The sequence below is a fragment of the Paraliobacillus sp. JSM ZJ581 genome (assembly GCF_044383835.1).
Taxonomy (GTDB): domain Bacteria; phylum Bacillota; class Bacilli; order Bacillales; family Amphibacillaceae; genus Paraliobacillus.
In genome coordinates, this window is record NZ_JBISEP010000013.1 from 1 (window position 1) to 22,724 (window position 22,724).

At 35.9% G+C, this 22,724-nt stretch carries 17 protein-coding genes, 1 tRNA gene and 4 pseudogenes; 5 read left to right on the top strand and 17 right to left on the bottom strand.

Going from position 1 to position 22,724, the window contains the following annotated elements; translation table 11 throughout:
• Window positions 1–389 precede the first annotated feature (389 nt).
• From lysS to spoIIE, 14 genes are all read right to left on the bottom strand, one after another.
• Window positions 390–1,874, bottom strand: coding sequence for a lysine--tRNA ligase (gene lysS, locus ACH6CY_RS08775; RefSeq protein WP_374066963.1), 1,485 nt, complete (start codon window positions 1,872–1,874; stop codon window positions 390–392).
• Window positions 1,875–2,143: 269 nt separating this feature from the next.
• Entirely contained in the window at window positions 2,144–2,656 is a 513-nt protein-coding gene (gene folK, locus ACH6CY_RS08780) for a 2-amino-4-hydroxy-6-hydroxymethyldihydropteridine diphosphokinase (protein ID WP_374066964.1), read from the bottom strand.
• Window positions 2,653–3,018 (bottom strand): dihydroneopterin aldolase, encoded by a 366-nt coding sequence (gene folB / locus ACH6CY_RS08785; RefSeq protein ID WP_374066965.1) that lies wholly within the window; start codon window positions 3,016–3,018, stop codon window positions 2,653–2,655. Before folB ends, folK begins: the two co-directional genes overlap by 4 nt.
• Window positions 3,011–3,847, bottom strand: a complete 837-nt coding sequence (folP, locus tag ACH6CY_RS08790; RefSeq protein ID WP_374066967.1) for a dihydropteroate synthase — start codon at window positions 3,845–3,847, stop codon at window positions 3,011–3,013. Before folP ends, folB begins: the two co-directional genes overlap by 8 nt.
• Before the next feature lie 120 nt (window positions 3,848–3,967).
• Complete coding sequence (cysK, locus tag ACH6CY_RS08795; protein WP_374066968.1) at window positions 3,968–4,894, bottom strand: cysteine synthase A; 927 nt, start codon at window positions 4,892–4,894, stop codon at window positions 3,968–3,970.
• 95 nt (window positions 4,895–4,989) lie between these two features.
• Entirely contained in the window at window positions 4,990–5,886 is an 897-nt protein-coding gene (locus ACH6CY_RS08800) for a peptidyl-prolyl cis-trans isomerase (RefSeq protein WP_374066969.1), read from the bottom strand.
• 11 nt (window positions 5,887–5,897) lie between these two features.
• A complete protein-coding gene (gene hslO / locus ACH6CY_RS08805) occupies window positions 5,898–6,770 on the bottom strand; it encodes an Hsp33 family molecular chaperone HslO (RefSeq protein WP_374066970.1) in 873 nt (290 codons plus the stop codon).
• A gap of 1 nt (window position 6,771) precedes the next feature.
• Window positions 6,772–7,557, bottom strand: coding sequence for a type III pantothenate kinase (locus ACH6CY_RS08810; RefSeq protein WP_374067027.1), 786 nt, complete (start codon window positions 7,555–7,557; stop codon window positions 6,772–6,774).
• A 197-nt stretch (window positions 7,558–7,754) separates the two neighbouring features.
• Window positions 7,755–9,755 (bottom strand): ATP-dependent zinc metalloprotease FtsH, encoded by a 2,001-nt coding sequence (gene ftsH, locus ACH6CY_RS08815; protein ID WP_374066971.1) that lies wholly within the window; start codon window positions 9,753–9,755, stop codon window positions 7,755–7,757.
• A gap of 168 nt (window positions 9,756–9,923) precedes the next feature.
• Window positions 9,924–10,466 carry a hypoxanthine phosphoribosyltransferase gene (gene hpt, locus ACH6CY_RS08820; protein ID WP_374066972.1) on the bottom strand — a complete coding sequence of 181 codons (543 nt, stop codon included), beginning with the start codon at window positions 10,464–10,466 and terminating at the stop codon, window positions 9,924–9,926.
• A gap of 10 nt (window positions 10,467–10,476) precedes the next feature.
• Window positions 10,477–11,883: a tRNA lysidine(34) synthetase TilS gene (tilS, locus tag ACH6CY_RS08825; RefSeq protein ID WP_374066973.1), complete on the bottom strand. Its 1,407-nt coding sequence runs from the start codon at window positions 11,881–11,883 to the stop codon at window positions 10,477–10,479.
• A gap of 110 nt (window positions 11,884–11,993) precedes the next feature.
• Entirely contained in the window at window positions 11,994–12,950 is a 957-nt protein-coding gene (locus tag ACH6CY_RS08830; protein ID WP_374066974.1) for a protein kinase domain-containing protein, read from the bottom strand.
• Window positions 12,919–13,659 carry a vWA domain-containing protein gene (locus ACH6CY_RS08835; protein ID WP_374066975.1) on the bottom strand — a complete coding sequence of 247 codons (741 nt, stop codon included), beginning with the start codon at window positions 13,657–13,659 and terminating at the stop codon, window positions 12,919–12,921. Before ACH6CY_RS08835 ends, ACH6CY_RS08830 begins: the two co-directional genes overlap by 32 nt.
• Before the next feature lie 96 nt (window positions 13,660–13,755).
• Window positions 13,756–16,206: a stage II sporulation protein E gene (spoIIE, locus tag ACH6CY_RS08840; RefSeq protein WP_374066976.1), complete on the bottom strand. Its 2,451-nt coding sequence runs from the start codon at window positions 16,204–16,206 to the stop codon at window positions 13,756–13,758.
• A 324-nt stretch (window positions 16,207–16,530) separates the two neighbouring features.
• Here spoIIE and ACH6CY_RS08845 point away from each other — a divergent pair.
• Window positions 16,531–16,604, top strand: a tRNA-Met gene (locus tag ACH6CY_RS08845).
• Between the two features lie 5 nt (window positions 16,605–16,609).
• Here ACH6CY_RS08845 and ACH6CY_RS08850 read toward each other — a convergent pair.
• Window positions 16,610–17,459 (bottom strand): annotated as a pseudogene (locus ACH6CY_RS08850) (transposase); the annotation flags it as partial.
• A 127-nt stretch (window positions 17,460–17,586) separates the two neighbouring features.
• On the opposite strand from ACH6CY_RS08850, the pseudogene ACH6CY_RS08855 reads away from it, so the two are divergent.
• The 3 genes and pseudogenes from ACH6CY_RS08855 to ACH6CY_RS08865 all read left to right on the top strand — a co-directional run bounded on the left by ACH6CY_RS08855 (window position 17,587) and on the right by ACH6CY_RS08865 (window position 20,951).
• Window positions 17,587–18,893 (top strand): annotated as a pseudogene (locus tag ACH6CY_RS08855) (transposase).
• A 181-nt stretch (window positions 18,894–19,074) separates the two neighbouring features.
• Window positions 19,075–20,001 (top strand): ABC transporter ATP-binding protein, encoded by a 927-nt coding sequence (locus tag ACH6CY_RS08860; RefSeq protein WP_374066977.1) that lies wholly within the window; start codon window positions 19,075–19,077, stop codon window positions 19,999–20,001.
• Window positions 20,001–20,951: an ABC transporter permease gene (locus ACH6CY_RS08865; RefSeq protein ID WP_374066978.1), complete on the top strand. Its 951-nt coding sequence runs from the start codon at window positions 20,001–20,003 to the stop codon at window positions 20,949–20,951. Before ACH6CY_RS08860 ends, ACH6CY_RS08865 begins: the two co-directional genes overlap by 1 nt.
• A gap of 155 nt (window positions 20,952–21,106) precedes the next feature.
• Here the strand turns inward: ACH6CY_RS08865 and ACH6CY_RS08870 are convergent.
• Window positions 21,107–21,548: pseudogene (locus ACH6CY_RS08870) on the bottom strand (transposase); the annotation flags it as partial.
• Window positions 21,549–21,558: 10 nt separating this feature from the next.
• On the opposite strand from ACH6CY_RS08870, the pseudogene ACH6CY_RS08875 reads away from it, so the two are divergent.
• Window positions 21,559–22,449 (top strand): annotated as a pseudogene (locus ACH6CY_RS08875) (IS30 family transposase).
• Here the strand turns inward: ACH6CY_RS08875 and ACH6CY_RS15700 are convergent.
• Window positions 22,427–22,708: a hypothetical protein gene (locus tag ACH6CY_RS15700; RefSeq protein ID WP_483874863.1), complete on the bottom strand. Its 282-nt coding sequence runs from the start codon at window positions 22,706–22,708 to the stop codon at window positions 22,427–22,429. The pseudogene ACH6CY_RS08875 and the gene ACH6CY_RS15700 sit on opposite strands and share 23 nt — an antisense overlap.
• Between the last annotated feature and the right edge of the window lie 16 nt (window positions 22,709–22,724).

The window sequence follows — 22,724 nt, forward strand, 5'->3', positions numbered from 1 at the left end:
CGTTCGTCCTGAGCCAAGATCAAACTCTCCATAAAATTGCTTGCACATGGATGTGCTGATCCCGATGTTGCAACACGAATGTTGCGAACTTAGTCGGCGATCATTGAGTTCGCTCACTCATTACTTGACTAGCATGTTACTTCTTAACATATTGGTTGTTTTGTTCAGTTTTCAAAGATCAAATACTCACCGTCTTGTTTGCGACAGCTTTTATATTATATAAAATCCATTTTAATTTGTCAATGGTTTTTATAATATTTTTTTGTCGGTTGATTTATACAAAAATCGGCGACTTAGATAATATATCACCCTCAACAAACAAAGTCAACATGGAAATTAAAGGAAAAGCTCTTGTACACTTATCGAATACAAGAGCTTTAAGATTAACTTTAATCGCGATTGCGCATTTGAGGAAATAATAATACATCTCTAATAGATGGAGCATTCGTTAATAACATTACTAGACGATCAATCCCGATACCTAAACCACCTGTAGGCGGAAGTCCGTATTCCAAAGCTTCCAAGAAATCTTCATCCATTTCATGCGCTTCATCATTACCAAGTTCTTTTTCTTTCACTTGTGCTTCAAAACGCTCTCGCTGATCTATCGGATCATTTAATTCTGAAAATGCATTAGCATGTTCTCTTCCCACAATAAATAATTCAAAACGGTCAGTAAATCTACCATCTTCTTTGTTCTTTTTAGCTAGTGGTGAAATTTCAACCGGATGACCGTAAACAAAAGTAGGTTGAACTAATTTTTCCTCTACACATTGCTCAAAAAACTCATTCACTACATGTCCAAAAGTCATCGTTTCCTTAATTTCTATACCGTGCTCTTTCGCTAATGCCCTTGCTTCTTTATCACTTATTTCATTCCAAAAGTCAACGCCTGCATACTCTTTTACTGCGTCAACCATATGCATTCTTTTCCATTGTGGCTCTAAGTTAACCTCTACATCACCATAGGCAATCGTTGTTGTTCCAATTACTTCCTTAGCAATATGGGCAACCATGTTTTCTACTAAAGACATAATATCGTGGTAATCAGCATAAGCTTCATATAATTCAATCATTGTAAATTCTGGATTATGACGAGTGGAGACTCCTTCGTTACGAAAAACTCGTCCAATTTCATATACTTTCTCCATTCCACCAACAATTAAACGTTTTAAATGTAGTTCAATTGCAATACGCATATACAAAGGAATATCTAATGCATTATGGTGTGTCATAAAAGGTCGAGCTGCCGCACCACCAGGTATACCATGCATCATCGGCGTTTCAACCTCTAGGAAACCAGCAGCATCCAAATACCTTCTCATAGATTGAATAATTTTACTTCGTGTAATAAACGTATCCTTACTTTCAGGATTCGTAATTAAATCAAGATACCTTTGACGGTAACGTTGTTCTACATCTTTCAAGCCATGAAATTTCTCTGGTAATGGGCGAAGAGATTTTGTTAATACATGAAAAGTGGTTGCTTTAACAGATAATTCACCGACATTTGTCTTAAACACCGTACCTGTTACACCAACAATATCACCTAAATCGGCGGCATTAAAGAATTCGTACGCCTCTTCTCCAATCATGTCTTTTCGCACGTATAACTGAATTTGACCACTTAAATCTTGTATATGGGAAAATCCGGCTTTCCCTTTTCCGCGTTTAGTCATAATTCGTCCGGCAACGGTTACTTCAATTGCTTTCTCTTCTAACTCCTCTTTTGAAAAAGCTTCATAACTATTTTTTAATTCAGCTGACAAATGCGTACGTTCAAATTTATCTCCAAAAGGATCGACACCTTTTTGACGAAACACCTCTAACTTGTCACGTCGAACACGCATATGTTCATTTAATTCCTCTGACATCCTTTTTCACTCCCAAAGTCTAATTTTATATACCTATTATATTAATCTTTCTTACTTTAAGTAAAAATGTTACTAACAAAACTTATTTCATAATAACATAACATCAAATAAATGCACTTACAAAGACTGACAACATCTAACCAATATAACTATACTGTAATGACTACTGATAATTATGACACACACCTTCTCAATTGCAACTTTAAAAGAGTTTTCAGTTTCCCATGTATGTCATTACAAGACTCTAGTATGTAAAGGCTTGATTCGACTTACTCAGATATATCAGCAGGTGAGTCCCTCCTAACCATATCCCGCTTGTCCTCTGCGGGTATTAGCGACAATGCGTTTGACACATCCCTTTGTACAGATGGGATGTAAGCATTAGGGTTGATTTCATTCAACGGAACTAATACAAATGCTCTTTCATGCATCCTTGGATGTGGAATAACGAGACGCTCTGTCTTCATATTTTCTTGATTATATAACAAAATGTCAAGATCAATTGTACGAGGACCCCATCTTTTTATTCTTTTTCTTCCCAGTTCCTTTTCAATGCTTTGACATACTTTTAACAAAGCAATTGCAGATAGATTCGTTTCTATTTCTATAACCATGTTTAAAAAACTGGATTGCTCTGTATATCCAATAGGGGCTGTTTCATAAATAGAGGAAACAGCTCTTACATAAATATTTTCTTTTTCTTTAATCGATTGGATTGCTTGATTTAAATAATCATGACGAGGTGAAATATTAGATCCAAGCGCTATATAACTTGTATTCATTGCACTCTCCTCCGATATATCTCCACCGCAACAGCTTGATAATGTCCTGGAATAGGCGGATCTGGCTTATCGACTTTAATACGACACGCCTGTAATTGAGAAAAATCCGTTAATAATTTTGCAGCAATTGCTTCTGCCAACGCTTCTAACAAATGGAATGGTCTACCTTCAACAATTTCTTTTGTTGCTTGAAAAACAGCACCATAATTAATTGTATCTTTCATGTCATCCGAACACCCAGCTTGTTGTAGATCAAGCTCTAACTCTAAATCAACGTAAAAACGCTGTCCTAGCTTTGTTTCTTCTGGAAATAAACCATGATAACCATAAAACGCACACTTATGTAAAAATATTTTATCCATTTTTATACTCCCCCTTTTGAATCATAGCATCGATCATTTTAGCCATACGTACATTCATTTCTACATGATGCACTCGAACCATATCGACCCCTTTGGTGATCCCGAAGCAAGTTGTAGCACCCGTTGCTTCATCACGTTGATCGACTGGTAAGTCTGTAACTTTGGCTATCATTGATTTTCTTGACGTACCAAGCAAAACCGGATAGCCTAAATCAACGATCTGGTCTAAAGCACGCATTATCATTAGATTTTGATCGAACGTCTTTGCAAAACCTATACCAGGATCTAGAATAATTTTCTCCGATGATACACCAAATTTATGCGCAATTGCTATGCTCTCCTTCAAATCGACTTTCACATCTTCTAGAAAATGATTGTAGTTAGGCTCAGATCGGTTATGCATTAAAATGAGTGGGGAGCCGTTTTCCGCAGCAACACTAGCTATACGTTGGTCGTATTTCGCACCCCATACATCATTAATAATGTCTGCACCAGCTTTTATCGCCTTTTCTGCCGTTTCAGCTTTAAAAGTATCGATAGAGATCGGTATAGACACAGCCTCCCGAATAGCTTCTATTACAGGCACCACTCTTGCTATCTCCTCTTTAACAGAAATCGGTGTATGGCCTGGTCGAGTTGATTCCCCACCAATATCAATGATATCCGCACCATCACTGACCATTTTTTTTGCCTGCTCCACTGCTTTGTCTAAACGATTATATTCTCCTCCGTCAGAAAAAGAATCTGGCGTCACATTCAAAATTCCCATAATTATCGTTTTTTGATTTAGATCAAGTAACCCATGTTTTGTTTTTATTGTTCGATTCATTGATTGTCACCTTTTTCCCTTTATTCTATCACTTTTTTAATAAAATGAATCATCCTATTAATAACTTTAACAGAAAAAGCAACCTCCATTAATAGGAAGTTGCTTTATAGCAATCAAAACTTAAACCTCATCAAATTGATATAACGGTGTTGATAAATAACGCTCTCCGTTGCTCGGGATGACAGCCAATACTTTTTTTCCTTTTCCTAGTTTCTTAGCAACTTGTTTTGCGGCATAAATGGCTGCACCAGAAGAAACACCACCTAACAATCCTTCTTTTTTAGCAGCTTCTCGTGCCGTTGCATATGCATCATCATTACTAACTGTGAATACTTGATCATAACTGTTGGTATTTAATACCTTTGGAATAAATCCTGCACCAATTCCTTGAATTTTATGCGGGCCAGGCTCTCCACCTGATAAAACCGCAGACCCTTCAGGCTCAACAGCATAGATGTCGATGTTTTTATACTTCTGTTTCAATACTTTCCCAACACCAGTTATCGTGCCACCCGTACCAACACCTGCAACAAATGCATCCAGTTGATCTCCCATCTGCTCTATGATCTCTAATCCTGTTGTTTTTTCATGAACAGTAGGGTTTGCTTCATTTTGAAATTGTTGCGGCATAAAATAGCCGTGTGCTTGTTGTAATTCCTCTGCTTTTTTTATTGCACCTTTCATTCCATCTGCTCCTGGAGTTAAAACTAACTCTGCTCCATAAGCACGAAGAAGGTTGCGACGTTCTAAACTCATCGTATCAGGCATAACCAAAATAGCTCGATACCCCTTTATTGCTGCTACCATGGCTAGACCGATTCCTGTATTACCACTGGTAGGCTCTACAATAGTGTCATCTACTTTCAAGTCACCACTTTCTTCCGCTGCTTCAATCATCGCTAAAGCAATACGATCTTTAACAGAGCTTCCAGGATTCATAAATTCTAATTTCACATAGATATCCGCTTCATCGGCTGCTGTTAAACGATTTAATTTTACAATAGGGGTGTTTCCAATTAGCTCCGCAATAGATTGCGCTATTTTCATTTTTACCACTCCTAATCCCGAGTAATCTTATTTGTTTAATATAACTGTATGAAATATCTACAGCTTTGTCAACTATTTTCAATTAATCCACACGTTCACTCGTAAATCCACTCTACCTCAAAATTATCCCATAGCTTCGATGCATCAGGGTGACTACTCGTTTTCTCTAAAGCAACTTCCCTTCTCAGATGTGCATGAAGCTGTTCATAACTAAGATTAACCTCTGGTAAAAAGCGATGCAAATAGACAATTGTTATTCCTTCTGCTGTTCGAAAAGGATCACTGTACGTATGATTATCTAATTGCTCTGTCTGTTCGTAATACTCGTTTGGTAAAAAACTGCTATCCTTCGTATAAAAGCCTAGATAGCCTCCATTATTTTTTGTTTCTTCATCGAGCGTGTACTTGCTTGCTAAAGATGAAAATGACGCGCCAGCATCAAGTTCTTTTATTATTTCTTCTGCTGTATCCTCATCTGACACTATGATATGCGATAGTTGAATGGTTGGCGAAAAATGATACTGCTCACCATACTTTTCATAATAAGATCGAATTTCTTGCTCAGAAACTTTTACATCTTTCGTAACAAGTTCTTCTAAATATAATCGATCGGTGACTTCCTCTGTCCATTGCGCTTCTTTTTCTTCGATGGATTTTTTTGACATTTTCCCTTCCATTGTAGAAAGTAACGATAACTCTAATTGCAACACTTCTTGATTAAACGAGACCTTCTCTTGGTCTGCCAACTGTGTAACAACTCGCGTATTGATCATATCTTTTAATGCTTTTTTTCCATATCTATTTTCTAAGAAACCAATCCACTCTTTGTATGCAATTTTTTCACCATTTACCTTAGCGACTGGTTCACGAGGTTCAAAGTCAACAGAATAATCAACATTTTTAATGTTATCGCTCCATAACCACATGCCCAGAGTAACAACATTTGTAATTAAAAGAACAACTATGCTACCCAATACTAGCTTACGCCTCATCTTCTCTCCCCTTATGATTGTTTTAATTCGTGTAGAGCATCCTCTGACAATGTATACACTTCATTGCAGAAATGGCAAGTTGCTTCTGCACCACGATCCTCTTCAATCATCTTGTCTATCTCCTCACTCCCTAATCCACGAATAGCATTTTTAATGCGATCGATGGAACAAGAACATGAAAAAATGACTGGTAACGTTTCATGTATAGTAATATTTTCTTCTCCAAACAAGATTGATAAAATTTGTTGCGGCGTATTGCCTTCTCGAATCAAAGTAGAGATAGGCGGAATCATCGCAATCCGTTTTTCAACCTGTGAGATTGTTTCATCTGTTGCACCAGGCATCACTTGAATAATAAAACCACCTGCAGCTAGTATACTGTGATCTGGATTGACTAGCACACCAGCACCAACTGCTGATGGAACTTGCTCGGAGCTGGCAAAATAATAAGTGAAATCCTCTCCTATTTCTCCAGAAACGATAGGTACTTGACCGGTGAAGTGTTCTTTTAGACCTAAATCTTTCACAACACTTAAACTACCTGATGTACCTACTGCTCGCGCTACATCTAACTTCCCATTACTATTTAGGTCAAAATCGATATGCGGATTTGTGATATAACCACGCACCTCTCCATTAGCATTTGCATCAGCTACAATAGGCCCCGTTGGCCCGTCTCCCTCAACTTTTACAGTTAATTTATCGTTTCCTTTAAGCATAGCCCCCATCATGGTTGTAATTGTAATTGTTCTACCTAGCGCCGCGGACGCTGTTGCCCATGTATCATGTCTCCTTCTAGCTTCTTCCACCGTTTCGGTTGATTGTATCGCATAAGCTCTGATTGTTCCCTTAAAGGCGGTCGCTTTAATTAAATAATCCTTCATTTTACTGTAATGCTCCTTTTTTTCTTAGTTTTTTGTATATCGTGTATAACCCTTTCAAAGTGAGTGCAGGATCCACAACATCAATTGTGCTAGACTCATCTGACATTAGTGTAGATAGACCACCTGTAGCGATTACAGTTGGCTCATTCGGGCTAACTTTTTTGAATCTACGAACAACCTCGTCTACTTGCCCGACATAACCATAATAAATTCCTGATTGCATTGCTTCTACCGTAGATAGACCAATAATTTGCTCCGGTTGCGTTATTTCAACCTTTGGTAATTTAGCAGCCTTAGTATACAGCGCTTCTAACGATATATTTATTCCTGGTGTAATAGCACCACCGACATACTCAGCTTGTTCATTGATATAACAATATGTAGTCGCTGTTCCAAAATCAATAATAATTAGTGGTGCGCCATATTCCTGAATCGCTCCTATAGCATTCACTATTCGATCGGCTCCTAATTCTTTTGGATTGGGATATTTAATTTTTAATATGGATTCCATCGATTGATTCCCCACAATAATTGGTTCTTGTTTAAAATATTTCTTTGACATACTATCTAACGCGTACATAATTGGTGGGACAACGGAAGAAATAATTACTCCTTGAATATCAGAGAAAGATAACGATTCATGTTGAAAAAAAGATTTAATAAGCATTGCAAATTCATCTTCTGTCTTATCTCTGTCTGTTTTAATCCTCCACTGATATTTTAATTTGTCATTTTTAAAAATGCCTAGCACGGTATTGGTATTCCCTATATCTAATACAAAAATCACTATGATCACCAACTCTATATTGATTTAAAAATCCACTTAATAAAAACTTTATTTTTGACTAATTTTATCGTTTCTCACCTTTTAATTCAAATAAGATTACCTCTTATCTTTTATTTTGAACAAAAACCACATTCCTAACACTCTAATAAAACAAACAAAAAAGGAAGGTGACGCGAACACCTTCCTCTTTTTACGTATTATTCTTTTTTATCTGAATCTACATCCATTTGAGTTTGATTCGGTTCGCTATCAGAGTCAGAAGTTTGTTCATCAGATGTTTTTGATTGTATGTTTACTTTTACATCTTGATTGCTTGACTGATCATTTTCCACGGATGGTTCTGGTGCTTTACCATCTTGTTCAGAAACGACCGGATCAGGTAACACACCGTCTTCAAATAAAGATTTGATTTGCGCAGCATCTAGTGTTTCGATTTCTAACAATGTTTGAGCCACTAGTTCTAACTTATCTTTATTTTCGGTAAGAATGTCTTTAGCCCTTGCATAACACTGGTTAATAAAGCTTTGGATTTCTTGATCAATTTCATATGCAATAGCATCACTATAATTAGATTCATTTTGCATATCACGACCAAGGAATACTTGTCCGCCGGAGCTTCCAAATTGTAGCGGGCCAATTTTATCACTCATTCCATACTCGGTAACCATCTTACGAGCAATATTTGTTGCACGTTCAAAGTCATTATGAGCACCGGTACTTACTTCACCAAAAATTACTTCTTCTGCTACACGACCACCAAGCAGACCTGTAATTTTATCTAGAAGTTCTGGCTTTGTCATAAAGTATCGATCTTCTTTTGGTAGCATGACAGCATAACCACCAGCTTGCCCACGAGGTACAATCGTAACCTTGTGTACCATATCCGCTTCATCTAGCACCATACCAATAATCGTGTGCCCACTTTCGTGATACGCGACAATATTCTTTTCTTTTTCAGAAATAACTCGACTTTTCTTAGCTGGACCTGCAATCACTCGATCAATGGCTTCATCAACATCAATCATTTCAATTTTTTCTTTATCGCTTCGAGCAGCAACTAATGCCGCTTCATTTAACAGATTTTCTAAATCTGCACCTGAAAATCCAGGTGTACGCATTGCAATCGTTTTTAGTGATACATCTTCAGCAAGCGGTTTATTACGTGCATGTACTTTTAATACATCTTCTCGACCACGTAAGTCTGGACGATCTACGGTAATTTGACGATCAAAACGACCAGGTCTTAACAACGCAGGGTCCAAAATATCCGGACGGTTTGTTGCTGCGATAATGATAATGCCTTCATTCTCACCAAACCCATCCATTTCAACTAATAATTGGTTTAATGTCTGTTCACGCTCATCATGCCCGCCACCTACACCGGCTCCACGTTGGCGTCCAACAGCATCAATCTCATCAATAAAGATAATACATGGTGCATTTTTCTTCGCATTCTCAAATAAATCACGCACACGAGAAGCACCAACACCAACAAACATTTCAACGAAATCAGAACCACTTATAGAAAAGAACGGAACCCCAGCTTCACCAGCAACTGCTCGTGCAAGCAATGTTTTACCTGTTCCTGGTGGACCTACTAATAGCACACCTTTAGGGATTTTCGCTCCGATTGCTGAGAATTTACGTGGGTCTTTTAAGAAATCAACGACCTCTATCAGCTCTTGCTTCTCTTCATCAGCACCAGCAACATCTTTAAATCTCACTTTCTTCTTCTCTTCACTATACATCTTAGCCTTACTCTTACCAAAATTCATGACACGGCTTCCACCGCCCTGTGATTGGTTAAGCAGGAAGAAAAATAAGATGAATATAATCACAAATGGAATTAAAGAAGTTAATATCGTTAACCATGCATTCGGTTGTTCTTCTTCTTTCCAGGTTAAAATTCCTTGTTTATCACCCTGTTTTGTAATTTCAGCAACAATTTCAGTGTTATCTGGAACATTTGTTACAAATGAAGTATCTTCTTTATCTGCTAATTCCCCAGTAATTTGCACAACACCATTAGATGGTCTCATGTTCATTTCAGCAATATTTCCTTTATCAAACTGTTCCATAAATTCACTTACACTATACTCTTTTTGTTGATTATTTTGTCCAGTAAATACTCCCATAATGGAGATTACTACGATAAATATAACAAAATAAAAAATAACATTACGTACGATTCTGTTCATTGCCTACCTCCTCCCAAGCGAGAAAACTATAGTAAATAGTATCATAACAAAAAGGGCGATTACAACTATTTGCATTTACCTTTAGCTATGTTACTTTAATTTTCTTATACCCTAAACTTTAATTATTATGAAAAACACCATTCAACAACGATATTTCTTCAATAGACGCTACTCACCACCATAAATATGTGGTTTCAACACTCCTATGTATGGTAAATTCCGATATTTTTCTTGATAATCTAATCCATATCCAACGACAAACTCATTTGGAACTTGAAACCCAACAACATCTGCTTTGATGTCAACTGTGCGCCCCTCTGGCTTATCAAGTAATGTGACAATTTTAATTGAATTTGCTTTTCGGTATTTAAACAAATCCACTAAATAACTCAGTGTTAGACCACTGTCGATGATATCTTCAATGATTAACAAGTCTCTGCCTTCTACTTTTGTGTTTAAATCTTTTTCAATTTTCACTTCACCTGATGAGCGCATATCTTCACCGTAACTAGACACATCCATGAAGTCCATTTCTAAATATGTATCCATACAACGAAGGATATCAGACATAAAAGGTAATGCGCCTTTTAGCACCCCTATTGCTAATGGAAAACGGTCTTGATATTCCTCAGATAATTGCTGTCCTAAATCTTTACACTTTTCCTCTATTTCTTGTTGTGAAACCAATATTTTTTCAATATCTTTATGCATTCCGACCCTCCTAAAAATGTTCTGCACCCTTATATTCTAGCTGAATATATTGCTTCACTTGTTTTTGGTTTGGAATCATTCCTTTAGTTAAACCTATTATCCATAATACATGTCCTTCTTGATCAACGACTAAAGGCCATTGATCCCTTTTCTGTAATGGGATTTTCTTATCTATAAAGATGTCCTTTACTTTCTTGCTACCTCCTAATCCCTTCACATACATTCGATCACCAGGTTTTCGATAACGAACAATGAATGGAGAGTATTTCTCTTTATTACTTACTGGTAATATTAATGTATTCTTCCTCTTCACATCGGAAATATTATCATGTTTAAGACTTGCCAGTAATTTGTTGCCTGAAGGTAAGGTGGTATTCCCTGGAACAGGTAATGAAGTAGAAAAGTACGGTACATCTTTGTTATTAGACGCAAACAAAATTGTTTCATAAGATTTATGTAATTTCAAACAATTTGGTAAGTCCACCGTCACATTTGCACGATCACTATGTAAAAGGTTAAAAAACTGTTGCTCATGTTCATAAGATAGCCCAGAAGGAATAGTACGGTATAGATAGTTTAATATTAGATGAAACATCCTTCTTTGTAAAGCAAACGGATATGTTTTCAAAAGATTAATTGATATACTAACAGTTGATTGCTCTACTGGCGAATCTAATACATTTTCTAGCGCTTTTTTAGCCTGTTCTTCTAAATAATCATGATCCGCACTAATCGACTCGCTTAATTTTTGTATAGAATGATGAAGGTTTGGGTTTTGATTCTTCAACAAAGGTAAAAGGTGTTTACGAAAATAATTTCTAGTATACACATCTTGATCATTTGATGGGTCTCGCCTTGGAACAATACCACTATTCTTACAATAAAACTCAATCATGTCTTTGTTAATTGCTAGGAATGGTCGTACTAAATAACCTGTGGCAAAGGGGCGTTTCATCGGAATACCCTTTAGTGCACTAGGGTTCGCACTTCTCGTCATTCGCATAAACATCGTCTCGATTTGATCATCTCCATGATGACCTAGCACTAGATAATCTGCTTGATATTGGTTCATTTTTTCTTCAAAAAATGTATATCTAAGTCTTCTTGCAGCTTCTTGCGTACCTAAGCGTTCTTCTTGTTTTAGCTTTGGGACATCCACTTTTCCGCCTTCAAACGTAATATTATAAGTTAAGCAAAACTCACTGACATACTGTATATCGGCTTCCGCATCCGCCCCTCGCAAACAATGATTAATCGCTATGGCAATAATTGTCCAGTTCCACTGTTGTTTTTGTGCATTTAAATAATGTAGTAAAGCCATTGAATCTGGCCCTCCAGATACACCGACAACAAGCGTTGCCCCTTCATGAAATAATTGGTGTCTTTTTACAAATTGATTGACTTTTTGTTCTAGCATATGCGACTCATCTTCTTTCCAAGATTGATAAACAAGTATATCCTATCATGTTTTACATCACTTGAACACCATTGGACGCTTGATATAAAGATATGATTATATAATTGTTTTTAGATAAAGAAGTAATAGAAAAGGAAAAACAATATGGAGACAAATCCAATTGCCCAGATCTCGATTAAAGGAAAGGTTGTGTCTTCAATCACTTTTTTCATCAACTTATTATTTGATATAGGTTGATGAGATCGCGTCGGCACTTGTCTTTTTATCAATACTTGATTCAACTCCTTTAACATATGCGATCCAGAGTGATAGTATCCTTTTAATGCCCGCTCTAAACATACTCGATATGTCTGTAATACCGTTGCTTGTTTAAGCTTATTAATTAACGTTTGCTCTGGATTCGCCCCTCTTTCAAATTGATTTGGATAAGCGTAATGCAAAGCGAGCATAACAACAGCGAATAAATCATACCTCGGCTCAGCTTTTCTTGTACCAAGCTGCCAATATCCACGATCATAAAACTCGGTATATTCTTTAATAGAACGACCAATTCGGGTCATCCCTCCTACATCAATCCACCGTATTTTCGGAGGGGTATCTGTCACAAGTACATTATCTAGCTTTAAGTCACCAAATACCCAACCGTGTTGATGTAATCGATCTAAATCTGATAGTAATTGCAATAAAAATACACCAAACCAATCTTTACTTCTTTGCTTTAAAAATGCATCTACTGGTACGCCTTTAACATATTCCATTACATAGAACGATAGGCGTACACCGTTGGATAATAAAATATCATCTACATCAAACAAACAAGGTCCAAGTGTGCGACCTTGGACCTTGTTCAACTGCTTTAATACGTTTACTTCAGTAATAATTGAAGCATTTTTTTGGCTTATTTTTAATGCTACTTTTTTGCCATCCATTCGCTGACATAAATAAACAGATCCAATTGCCCCTTTTCCAAGTAAAGATATCACTTTATATCGATGTTTATGCCAATGGCCTTGAATCAATGAGCCTTTGGGAAAGCTAGTTACCTGTTTGCTCAAATGTAGATTCATCTTCTCGATTCCTACTCCTCATTAATTTTGATTTCCCAAATTGATACATCGCTTCTTTTAATGCTGGACCCGTTGGTGTGATTCCACCACTTGTGAGCTTTGGAAAAACAGAAGATATCGCATCTAGTTTTTCTGACCAATCAATAATTTGTTGAATCGTTTTTCGTTTGCCTGGAAACGAGTAAATTGCAAATCGATTCTTCCCAATACGCGCATTCATACTAATGGATAAATCCATTAATGCCTCTTTTACTGTTGGTAGCTTATGTTGCATACTTGCGCTTGTATCTACCAACACAAGAACTTCAACATTGCATGTTTCCCCAAGATCTTCAACAACTTCCATTACTTCACCTCGTTGTTCCGGAGGTAAAGACTCTACCGTTTGATTAGGCCCTAAAATTTGCTTCAACTCCTGATTGACTACTCCTTGTAACGTTTGTGTCATTGCTTGCTTCGTAACAGTTTGAACAGTTTGTGATAATGCCTGTTGATAAACAATTTGACTTATTCCCTCACCTGCCCGAGCGATTTCTTCCACTTCTTCTAATCCTGGTGGATTTTCCAGCTGATTATCTTCTAATACACCAATTACATTAACAGCGATTCCTTGTTGTGCCACTAGAGTTGCAATCATTGATGGATCTTCACCTTGATTCGAACAACCATCTGTTATTAATAATATTTGCTTTAATGTTCCTTTTCTCATGTTATTGCGCTCCTCCTATGCCTTTGTCATTAACCGTATTTCATAGCATCATTCTCGACAAAACGATAGAAGTTTATACAGTCAAACAGAAAAAGATTAGTTTGCTTGCTTCTGACAAAAAGGGATTGTTGCCCACTTAGGTTGAAATTTCGAAATTTTTGCAACAACTAATGTCATGTCATCCACAATCGCTCCTTCTGTTGCTCGAATCACTTCTTCCAATAGAATATCAGCAATGTCTTGCGGATCGTCTGTTTCCAATTCTCTTAATTTCCGCTTAAGCCACGCATCCATGTTTTCAATATGTTTTGGTCCATCAAAAATGCCATCGCTTGCCATAATCAATATATCTTCATCTTTGAGCTGGTCATGTACTACCTCAACATCTACATCCTGAATAATTCCAATTGGTAAATTGCTTGCTTGAATCATATGAAGCTGATTTCCCCGTTTTACAAAACTTGGTGTAGAACCAATCTTCAAAAATTGCACTCCAGCATGGTGTAAATCAATTACAGCAAGATCTAAGGTGGAAAAAATTTCATCACTAGTTCGAAGAGAAAGAACAGAATTAATCGATTTAATCGCTACGTGCTCATCGATACCTGACTGAAGAATCTGCTGTAACAACCGAAGTGTTTCTGAACTTTCTTCATGAGCTCGCGTCCCATTTCCCATTCCATCACTTATTGCAAGTGCATACTTTCCAGAACTAAGTTCCATTGCGGAATAACTATCGCCAGAAATAAAACCACCACCTCTGGCAGCATGTGCTACCCCTACATCAACAACAAACTTTTTAGCAGATGTGAAATATAAGTGGCAATATCCATTTGGTAACGGCGATATCTCTTCCGTTTTCACCACAACCGTTTCTTGTAAAATATCAGAAAGAAGGGGAGCAATAATTTTTTGCCCTTCTCCATGATATTCATACACAGATAAGTTCATTTCAATATCTATGTTTCCTTTTTTCAAGCTATAAATATCTAATTTCAAAATTTCAAAACCCATTTGTTTTAAAGCTGCAACAATGTCCATTTCTTGTTGTTCATGATTTTCTCTTTCTTTAACGATTTCTTTTGCAAAATCCCCCATTACTTCTGAAACACCTAATAATTGATCCGCTACAAAACGTCTACTTTCTCCTACCTGCTTTTTCAACTGCTGATTTGCTTGATAATAAGATAATTCTTCTTTCATTACTTCATACATTTTTTTTGATTTGACACAATGGTTAGCAAATTTACAATGCAATAACTTATCAGTGCTTTGATCCTGTTCTAAATCTTGCTTTACATCGTTCATTAGCTCATATGTTTTGTCAAATTGCTGCACCCAACACCATTCTTTTTTAAAACAACTTTGGCATGTCCGCTCTGTTACATTACTCAAAAAATAATCAAGTTCTTTTTCTTCTTGTGTTTCTTTAATTTGTTCTTGTTTTTTTTGCATATCAAAGCTTTTTGATAAAGCTTGAAACACGTTGGAAAATTGCTCCATTCTATTTGCCGTTGCGTCTCGCACCTTTTGTACATAGAGCTGCTGTTCTTTCGTATGTTCGTTTGTTCCTGGTATGTAACGTGCAACTGTTCGAATCCAATGTTCCGGTGTGAACATAAATAATCCAATGGCAAAACCGGTTTCTAACAGCGAAGGAGTTAAAAGAGTCGTGCCCTCACCATGAATACCAAGCAATACAGTCCCAATTAATAAACCGAAACTAACACCTATCTTCCTCCACTCTTTTAACAAGCCACCTAAAAGTCCGCCAAAGGCAAGCAAACTCATCTGATAGATACTTCCAACACTTGCCAGGCTTAAGATTAATCCCGCTACTACACCAACTGTAGACCCTATTGCAGCACCACCGATATAAGAAAGCCAAAGCACTAGATACCTTGATGCAATTTGTTCGATATTAGCTTCTGCTATCTCCCAACCGATCATCCCTGTTAATAACGATCCTAAAAGAATAATTAAGGAAATTACCTCTTCATTTTTCAAAGCAGGATTGTACCTTTTTGGTGATAGCAATGGAATACTTTGCATAAATATTAATACTAACACAGCACTTAATGTTGCTTCAGTTGCTGCTAACATCCATTGATAAATCGTTAACTTTTCAAACAATGCATAAACAGTCAACCTCGGTAATAAACTAGAAAAGAAAACAATGATTGGAATGATCTTATGTTGTTCTTTAAATGTTTGACATATTGCTGCAAAGAAAATAAATGTAACTGTCGCTGTTGCAATATAAAAACTATGTTGTCCAGTGATGGTTAAGCTACTGACTACCATGATCAGCATGATTGGTCGTACTTTTTCCCTGCGTAAAAGCCAGATAGAGGCTAAGTAAGCAAGTACAAACGGTGACAGTAATTCCAAAACAACTGCTCGTCCTAATAAAAACGCGATAATATATAAAATCCCTCCATGCTCCAGCATGAGTTTTCGAATATTATCCTTCCATTTTACTTTTCTTTTTTTCGTTTGCTCTTCATAACCACCCATCACTTTTGGTTCTGATAAAGTTTCCAACATACCTTCACTCCTTGTATAGTATGTTGATTATTAAACCACAGTTACATGCATTTTTTTGTCAAAACCTCCCACCAATCGTATCAAAATGTTCGACGATTTTCTGCTGCATTACTTTATTTTCAGCAAGAACCTATAGATAACAGAGTGGTGGGGAAAAACACCATTTCCCAACTTAAAATACGTACAATTTTTTTAACATACCAATTTTTTCAAAAGCATGCTTATGTGTTATTTATAATTAAGCTATTTGTTTAAGCTGAAACTATTGACAGTATATGATTGCTATTGTAATATATCATTTGTGACTCTAAAAATATCATCTATGGCGGCGTAGCTCAGCTGGCGAGAGCGTACGGTTCATACCCGTGAGGTCGTGGGTTCGATCCCCTCCGCCGCTACTATTTTACAAACCTTTTTTCATTAGAGTATGATCAGGATTTGTTTCACCATTCGCATGTTCAGCGGTGTACTTTCTCAAATTCACCGCCATGAATGCAAATCCTAATTCATTTTCTACTTTTTTCTTTCCTCTTACCGACATACGAGTGAAACGCACATTAGCCTTCAAAAATTCGAAGACTGGTTCTACATCTATTTTTCGTTTTCTGTAGATTTTACCGGTTTTTTTTCTGAAAGCTGTTGTTTTGTGTATGCTTTTTGCTGTTCCCCTTCTTCGTTGTAATAGATTTTTCGATTCTTTCCTTCCTTTGCTTTTGTACATTGTGTACGTAACGGACAATCGGAACAGTCTTCACATTCATAGACTTTAAAGGCTCGGGTAAAGTTATTTTTATCTGTCCGTTTCGACAATATTGGAACGTTACTTTCTTATCATTTGGACAAAGAAAAGCATCCGTCGCTTCATCATAATTCCAATTCATTGTGTTAAACGGATTTTGCTTATATTTTTTCATCTTCTCTTTTCGATACGTATTATATGTAATTAGCGGGGTACGCTTACAATTAGCTAGGACATCATCGTAATTTTGTTCACTTCCGTAACCTGCGTCAGCTACAATATAGTTAGGCAACTTAAAGAAACTTTCTTCGATCTATTTATCATATGCTTCAACCGTCTCTTCTAATTTTCCCACTACGCTTTCGAAGTCTTCGGTGGAGAGTTCCCCCATACTTTCGCGCTCTATTTCTGGGATGATTTCGTTTGCCTACAATGTATCGCACATTTTATTCGATTTCTCCGCCAAATTGGTACTGTATCTTTCAATCGCTTTTCGCCAAACAAACGTAAACTGAATGAATTTCATAACTATAAGCCCTTACGTAACAAGGGTTTAAAAACATAAAAAAGGAAGTACCTCCCCAAGTCTTGTATAATGGTAGTTGACACAACATCCAATAAAGACTGGAGGAATACTTCCTATGACCATTATACGACAACCAAGCTTATTTGGCATCCAAGAATTATATGACATGGAACCAATCCAAAAATATGAGGCAATTATTTCGGCGATAAATTTGGATAAGATATATCACAAAGTAACGAAGAAATCACGACTAGGTGCACCAGAAGGATTGAACTATGCAGCTATGATCATTTCCTTTGTGGTGAGATATGTGGAACGCATCCCAACTATAAAAGATCTAATTAAACGCCTTCGTGATGATGTAGCCTTTAAGCTGAATTGTGGTTTACGTGTATCAGATTCCGTTCCTTCAGAGGCTTCCTATTCTAGGCTCGTAACGAAATTAATGAAGTGTGACATATTAGAAGTTGAAAAAGAAAACATAGTACGGCAAGCTATTGAAGAAGGTTTTATCACAGATGACACTGCCGTCACGGATTCCTGTCATTTCGAAGCTCGGGATCAAGCACCGCCGAAAGAAGAACGTGAACAATGGTTAAAAGAAGAAGCTGAAAAGAATGCTAACTTGCCCTTGTATGAAAAGAAAATAGAAGAACAATTAGATGCTGCTCTAGCTGAGCTACGTGCCGAAGTTCCTCAAGAACCCAAATGGGGCGTGAAAAAGAATTCGGAAGGGAAAAATGTGTTTTGATTTGGCTACAAGGCTCATTTAATCGTTGGTACATCCAGTCAATACATTTTAGATTCTCTCTTTTCATCAGGCAGTTTAAATGATGAAAAAGCAGCTATTCCATTACTTAAAGGGCTTCATGAACGCTTTCCTGAACTTCTTTTGCGTTATCAAACCATGGATGTTGGGTATGATTATGAACCAATATACGAAAAAGTACATCGAATGGGACAACAATCTGTCATTGCATACAACAAGCGAAATGAAAGCGAACTCCTTGGTTATGACAAACATTTCGCACCGACCTGTTTTCGTGAACATTCCTATCGTTACGATAGCTTTGATTCTAAATATGAAACATTGAAGTACACGAAACCAAAGGAGTGCAACACTTGTCCACTAGCCAACGAATGTATCTGTCAAAAAGTTTATAACGTGAAAATAACCGAAGACCTTCGGAAATATACTGCCCCGCTCGTGGTTCACAGGATTGGAAAAATATTTTCAAACGTCGGACCGCTATGGAACGTGTTAACGCCTATCTCAAAGAATTCTTTCAACTTAACAATGTTCGTTATCGGACAGGGGAACGTGCGAAAGTTCATTTTGACATGGTTACACTTGTTTATAATGCATCAAAACTGGCTGCAGATCGTATTCATACCCAATTAAATCAGCAACAAGCTGCATGATTTCTGTTTTTTTAAATACAATTTCGAAATTCTGTCAGTCTTTGTATTTTTAAAAAGAGCAATCATGAAATTGACTCGTATACATAAATAATATAAAAATAAAGTAATGATAACTCATTACTTTATTTTTATATCTTTTGGTATTATTATAATTACTAGTTATATATGGAGTGTGATCGATATGTTCGTTGAAAATGAGGATATTTTAGTTGTAAAAAATTTATGTAAAGAAATTAATGGAGAAACGATTATTAATGACCTTTCTTTTAATGTAAGTAAAGGACAAATATTTGGTTTCTTAGGTCCGAATGGTTCTGGAAAAACAACAACTATTAGAATGATAACTGGAATGATTAAACCCTCTTCTGGTTTTGTGGAAATTATGGGTTATAATGTACAAACAAATTTTAGCGAATCAATGCGTAATTTAAGTGCTATTGTGGAGCATCCTGCATTATTTGATTATATGACAGGATGGCAAAATTTAATTCAAAGTGTACGCTTATTAGATAAAAAAGTAGATCCTACATATATTAAATGGTGTATTGAGACCGTTGATTTATCAGATAGAATTCATGATAAAGTTAAAAATTATTCGTTAGGTATGAAACAAAGATTAGCCATTGCTCAATCTCTGTTAGCTTCTCCCAAAATATTGATATTAGATGAGCCTACAAATGGAATGGATCCATCTGGAATAAAAGATATTAGGGCTTTGATTAAAAACTTATCTGATGAGCATAAAATAACTATCTTTTTATCCTCTCATTTACTTAGCGAAATAGAAAATATATGTGATGAAATTTTAATTATTAATAAAGGTAAACAAATAGTCTCAGGTTCAGTAAAAGATTTGGTTAATCAAAACACTTCAAAATTCCACTTAACAGTGGATCCATTGAAGTTAGAATTTGCTTATCAACTGATTAAACAACAGGTTAGCAATATTTATTTAGAGGATAGTAAAATAATTATACATAGCAAAAAAGAAGAAATTCCACATTTAGTTAATCATTTATATGCTAAAGGGATATTTGTATATTTGATTAATCATGAAGAATATACCTTAGAAGACTATTTCTTATCTGTTATTCAGGGGGCTGTATAATGTTAATAGGGGCAATTAAAAATGAAATAGAAAAACTTTATTTTAAAAAAAGAATACATGTGGTCATTGGGATTGTTCTTTTTTTCACACTATTAATGGTTACTCTAAGTTATTTTGATAAAGATAATGAAGATCCTATTGATTGGCAGATTACTATTGAAGAACAAATTACTGGTATTGAGAGTCGTTTAACCACTATAAATAATCAAAGTTCTGATGAATACATGAATTTAGTAAATCAAAAGGAAAAATTAAATTTTCAGTTAAAAAATGATATAAATCCTGAAGTAAGTGGAGCCACAGGAGATTTAGCATCAAGTGTTACAGGGGTATTTATTAAGTTGATTTTACCGGTGTTAATTGTTATTTTAACAGCAGACTTAATCGTAGGAGAAACTTCAAATGGAACTATGAAATCTTTATTGGTTAGTCCGCTAGGTAGAAAAAAAATTATTTTATCGAAATTTTTAGCATCACTTATTATATCTATAGGAGTTATGCTTTTATCAAATGTATTAACTTATATTACCTCCATCCCGTTTTATGGCTTAGGTAGCTGGAATGATTTAATTGTAATTGGCAACGAAAATTTTAAGGCAATTCCGATATGGGAATATATTCTTTATGGCTTAGGGCTTAATATGGTTACAATTATTACTTTAATAAGTGTAGTTATTTTAATTTCGGTTTTATTTGAAACAGTTACTACATCAGTAAGTTTATCTCTTTCACTTATAGTTTTCGGAGGACTTTTGGGAAATCTTCAAAGTACATTAGAAGTCTTAAAGTATTTTTTTATATTAAATTTAGATTTAGTTTCAAATATTATAGGAGAGTCCACAGTGCATAACACAACATTTTTAGTATCATTATTAACAATGCTTATTACTATGCTTTTATGTTTTCTCTTGTCATTTTCAATATTCTCCAAAAAAGACATGTTAATATAAGATGGAGTTAGGGTTACTGGAGCAAATAACAGATAGAAAGATAGTCTCTATTAAAACTGGTTAGAGGACGAACAAAAAAAGAACGCCTTTCGATAAGTGTTCTTTTTTTGTTTAATTAACTTGATTAAATTTGTATATCTTTCTAATGATTCCTAATCATAAAGTTGTTCGACGTGTTGGAAGTTTCTTATCCAAACATCAATCGCTCCTGGATAAGCAGCCCATTGTTGTTTAAAGGATTCAAAAGCACTTAAACAAGCCTTGAGGCTCGGGGGGGTAGAGTGCACCATAGACTTCTTTAAAGCTTTGGTAAATGCCTTATATTCTTTACTATGATGGCATTACGTATCCAATGAACGATACAGCGCTGGACGATGACATCCGACAAAATAGCACGTGCTCCTTTTTCTAAACCACTGACACCGTCCATAGATATAAAAAAATATCTTCAACACCTCTTGCCTTTATTTCATCAAAAATCTGCATCCATTTATGTTTGCTTTCCGTTTCATTCAGCCATAATCCGAGAATCTCCTTATGGCCTTCAATCGTATATCCTAAAATAGTGTAGACGGCATATTTTCTTGTTTCATATTCATAGAAGAATATTTTTTTCATAGAAGAATATTTTTCAATCGGTCTCAAAGGTCGACAAATCGCCGAAAAGCTCAAACGATGTCATGAAACGATTTATCGAGTCATCAGACAACTTAAAGATGGAAAAACAGCGATTGACATTCATCTGGAATACAGGAAAAACAAGCAAAAATATGGACGTAAATCGATTAAGCTTCCTAAAAATGAAGTGGATTACATCAACGAAAAAGTAGAGGCTGGTTGGACTCCAGACGTCATCATTGGTAGAAAAGAAAGACCCATTTCTTGTGGTATGCGTACACTTTATCGGCAGTTTGAAAATGGTGTTTTCAAACAAGAAAAATTACCAATGAAAGGGAAAAGAAAATCAAACGGCCACCAAGAAAAAAGAGGCAAACAAGCATTTAGACGTAGTATAGATGAGCGAAATCAGGAACACCTAAACTACAACAATGAATTTGGCCATCTCAAAGGCGGTACATTGTTGGTAACAAACACAAGAGTGCGATAATCACTTTGGTTGAACGGTTAAGCAATTGTATCATTGTTATCAAACCTAAAGGAAGAAAAGCACAGGATATTGAAGAAGCACTAAACGGATGACTCCAAGGAATTCCTAAGCACCTATTCAAATCAATTATCTTTGACTGCGGTAAGGAATTCTCGAATTGGAAAAACGTCAGTAATGATCATGATATTGACATCTATTTTGCCGATCCAGGAACGCCATCACAAAGAGGATTGAATGAAAATTCAAATGGTCTACTACGAAAAAATGGATTTCAACTACGTTACGCAGGAATATATATCAACCGTTGCTTCTCGAAGAAACAACATTCCAAGAAAGTCATTAAATTATCAAACGCCAATTGAGTGTTTTATGAAGCTTTGTCTCGCTTAATTTGACAAATAAAATTATCTAAAATTGCTAACTTTTCATTTTTAAACAAGTAGTCTCCAATATCCTTATAAAACAAAACGTGTTCAGTACTTTTTGAATCTTTTATAAAGATAATAATCGCTACACCTTGTAATATATCAAAGACATTCTCGCCTTCTTTTCTAGCGAATTCATTTTGCTTGCCTTTAATAAAACCTCTCAAATTATAAACATACACATAATTGAATTCTGAATAAATAGAAGCTCTAAATCCATCCAATGCGATAGCATCAATA

What these genes read in the sequence shown, in the direction of transcription:
- lysS (WP_374066963.1), bottom strand. Translation starts at nt 1,874, where the DNA reads ATGTCAGAGGAATTAAATGAACATATGCGTGTTCGACGTGACAAGTTA.
- folK (WP_374066964.1), bottom strand. Translation starts at nt 2,656, where the DNA reads ATGAATACAAGTTATATAGCGCTTGGATCTAATATTTCACCTCGTCAT.
- folB (WP_374066965.1), bottom strand. Translation starts at nt 3,018, where the DNA reads ATGGATAAAATATTTTTACATAAGTGTGCGTTTTATGGTTATCATGGT.
- folP (WP_374066967.1), bottom strand. Translation starts at nt 3,847, where the DNA reads ATGAATCGAACAATAAAAACAAAACATGGGTTACTTGATCTAAATCAA.
- cysK (WP_374066968.1), bottom strand. Translation starts at nt 4,894, where the DNA reads ATGAAAATAGCGCAATCTATTGCGGAGCTAATTGGAAACACCCCTATT.
- ACH6CY_RS08800 (WP_374066969.1), bottom strand. Translation starts at nt 5,886, where the DNA reads ATGAGGCGTAAGCTAGTATTGGGTAGCATAGTTGTTCTTTTAATTACA.
- hslO (WP_374066970.1), bottom strand. Translation starts at nt 6,770, where the DNA reads ATGAAGGATTATTTAATTAAAGCGACCGCCTTTAAGGGAACAATCAGA.
- ftsH (WP_374066971.1), bottom strand. Translation starts at nt 9,755, where the DNA reads ATGAACAGAATCGTACGTAATGTTATTTTTTATTTTGTTATATTTATC.
- hpt (WP_374066972.1), bottom strand. Translation starts at nt 10,466, where the DNA reads ATGCATAAAGATATTGAAAAAATATTGGTTTCACAACAAGAAATAGAG.
- tilS (WP_374066973.1), bottom strand. Translation starts at nt 11,883, where the DNA reads ATGCTAGAACAAAAAGTCAATCAATTTGTAAAAAGACACCAATTATTT.
- ACH6CY_RS08830 (WP_374066974.1), bottom strand. Translation starts at nt 12,950, where the DNA reads ATGAATCTACATTTGAGCAAACAGGTAACTAGCTTTCCCAAAGGCTCA.
- ACH6CY_RS08835 (WP_374066975.1), bottom strand. Translation starts at nt 13,659, where the DNA reads ATGAGAAAAGGAACATTAAAGCAAATATTATTAATAACAGATGGTTGT.
- spoIIE (WP_374066976.1), bottom strand. Translation starts at nt 16,206, where the DNA reads ATGTTGGAAACTTTATCAGAACCAAAAGTGATGGGTGGTTATGAAGAG.
- ACH6CY_RS08860 (WP_374066977.1), top strand. Translation starts at nt 19,075, where the DNA reads ATGTTCGTTGAAAATGAGGATATTTTAGTTGTAAAAAATTTATGTAAA.
- ACH6CY_RS08865 (WP_374066978.1), top strand. Translation starts at nt 20,001, where the DNA reads ATGTTAATAGGGGCAATTAAAAATGAAATAGAAAAACTTTATTTTAAA.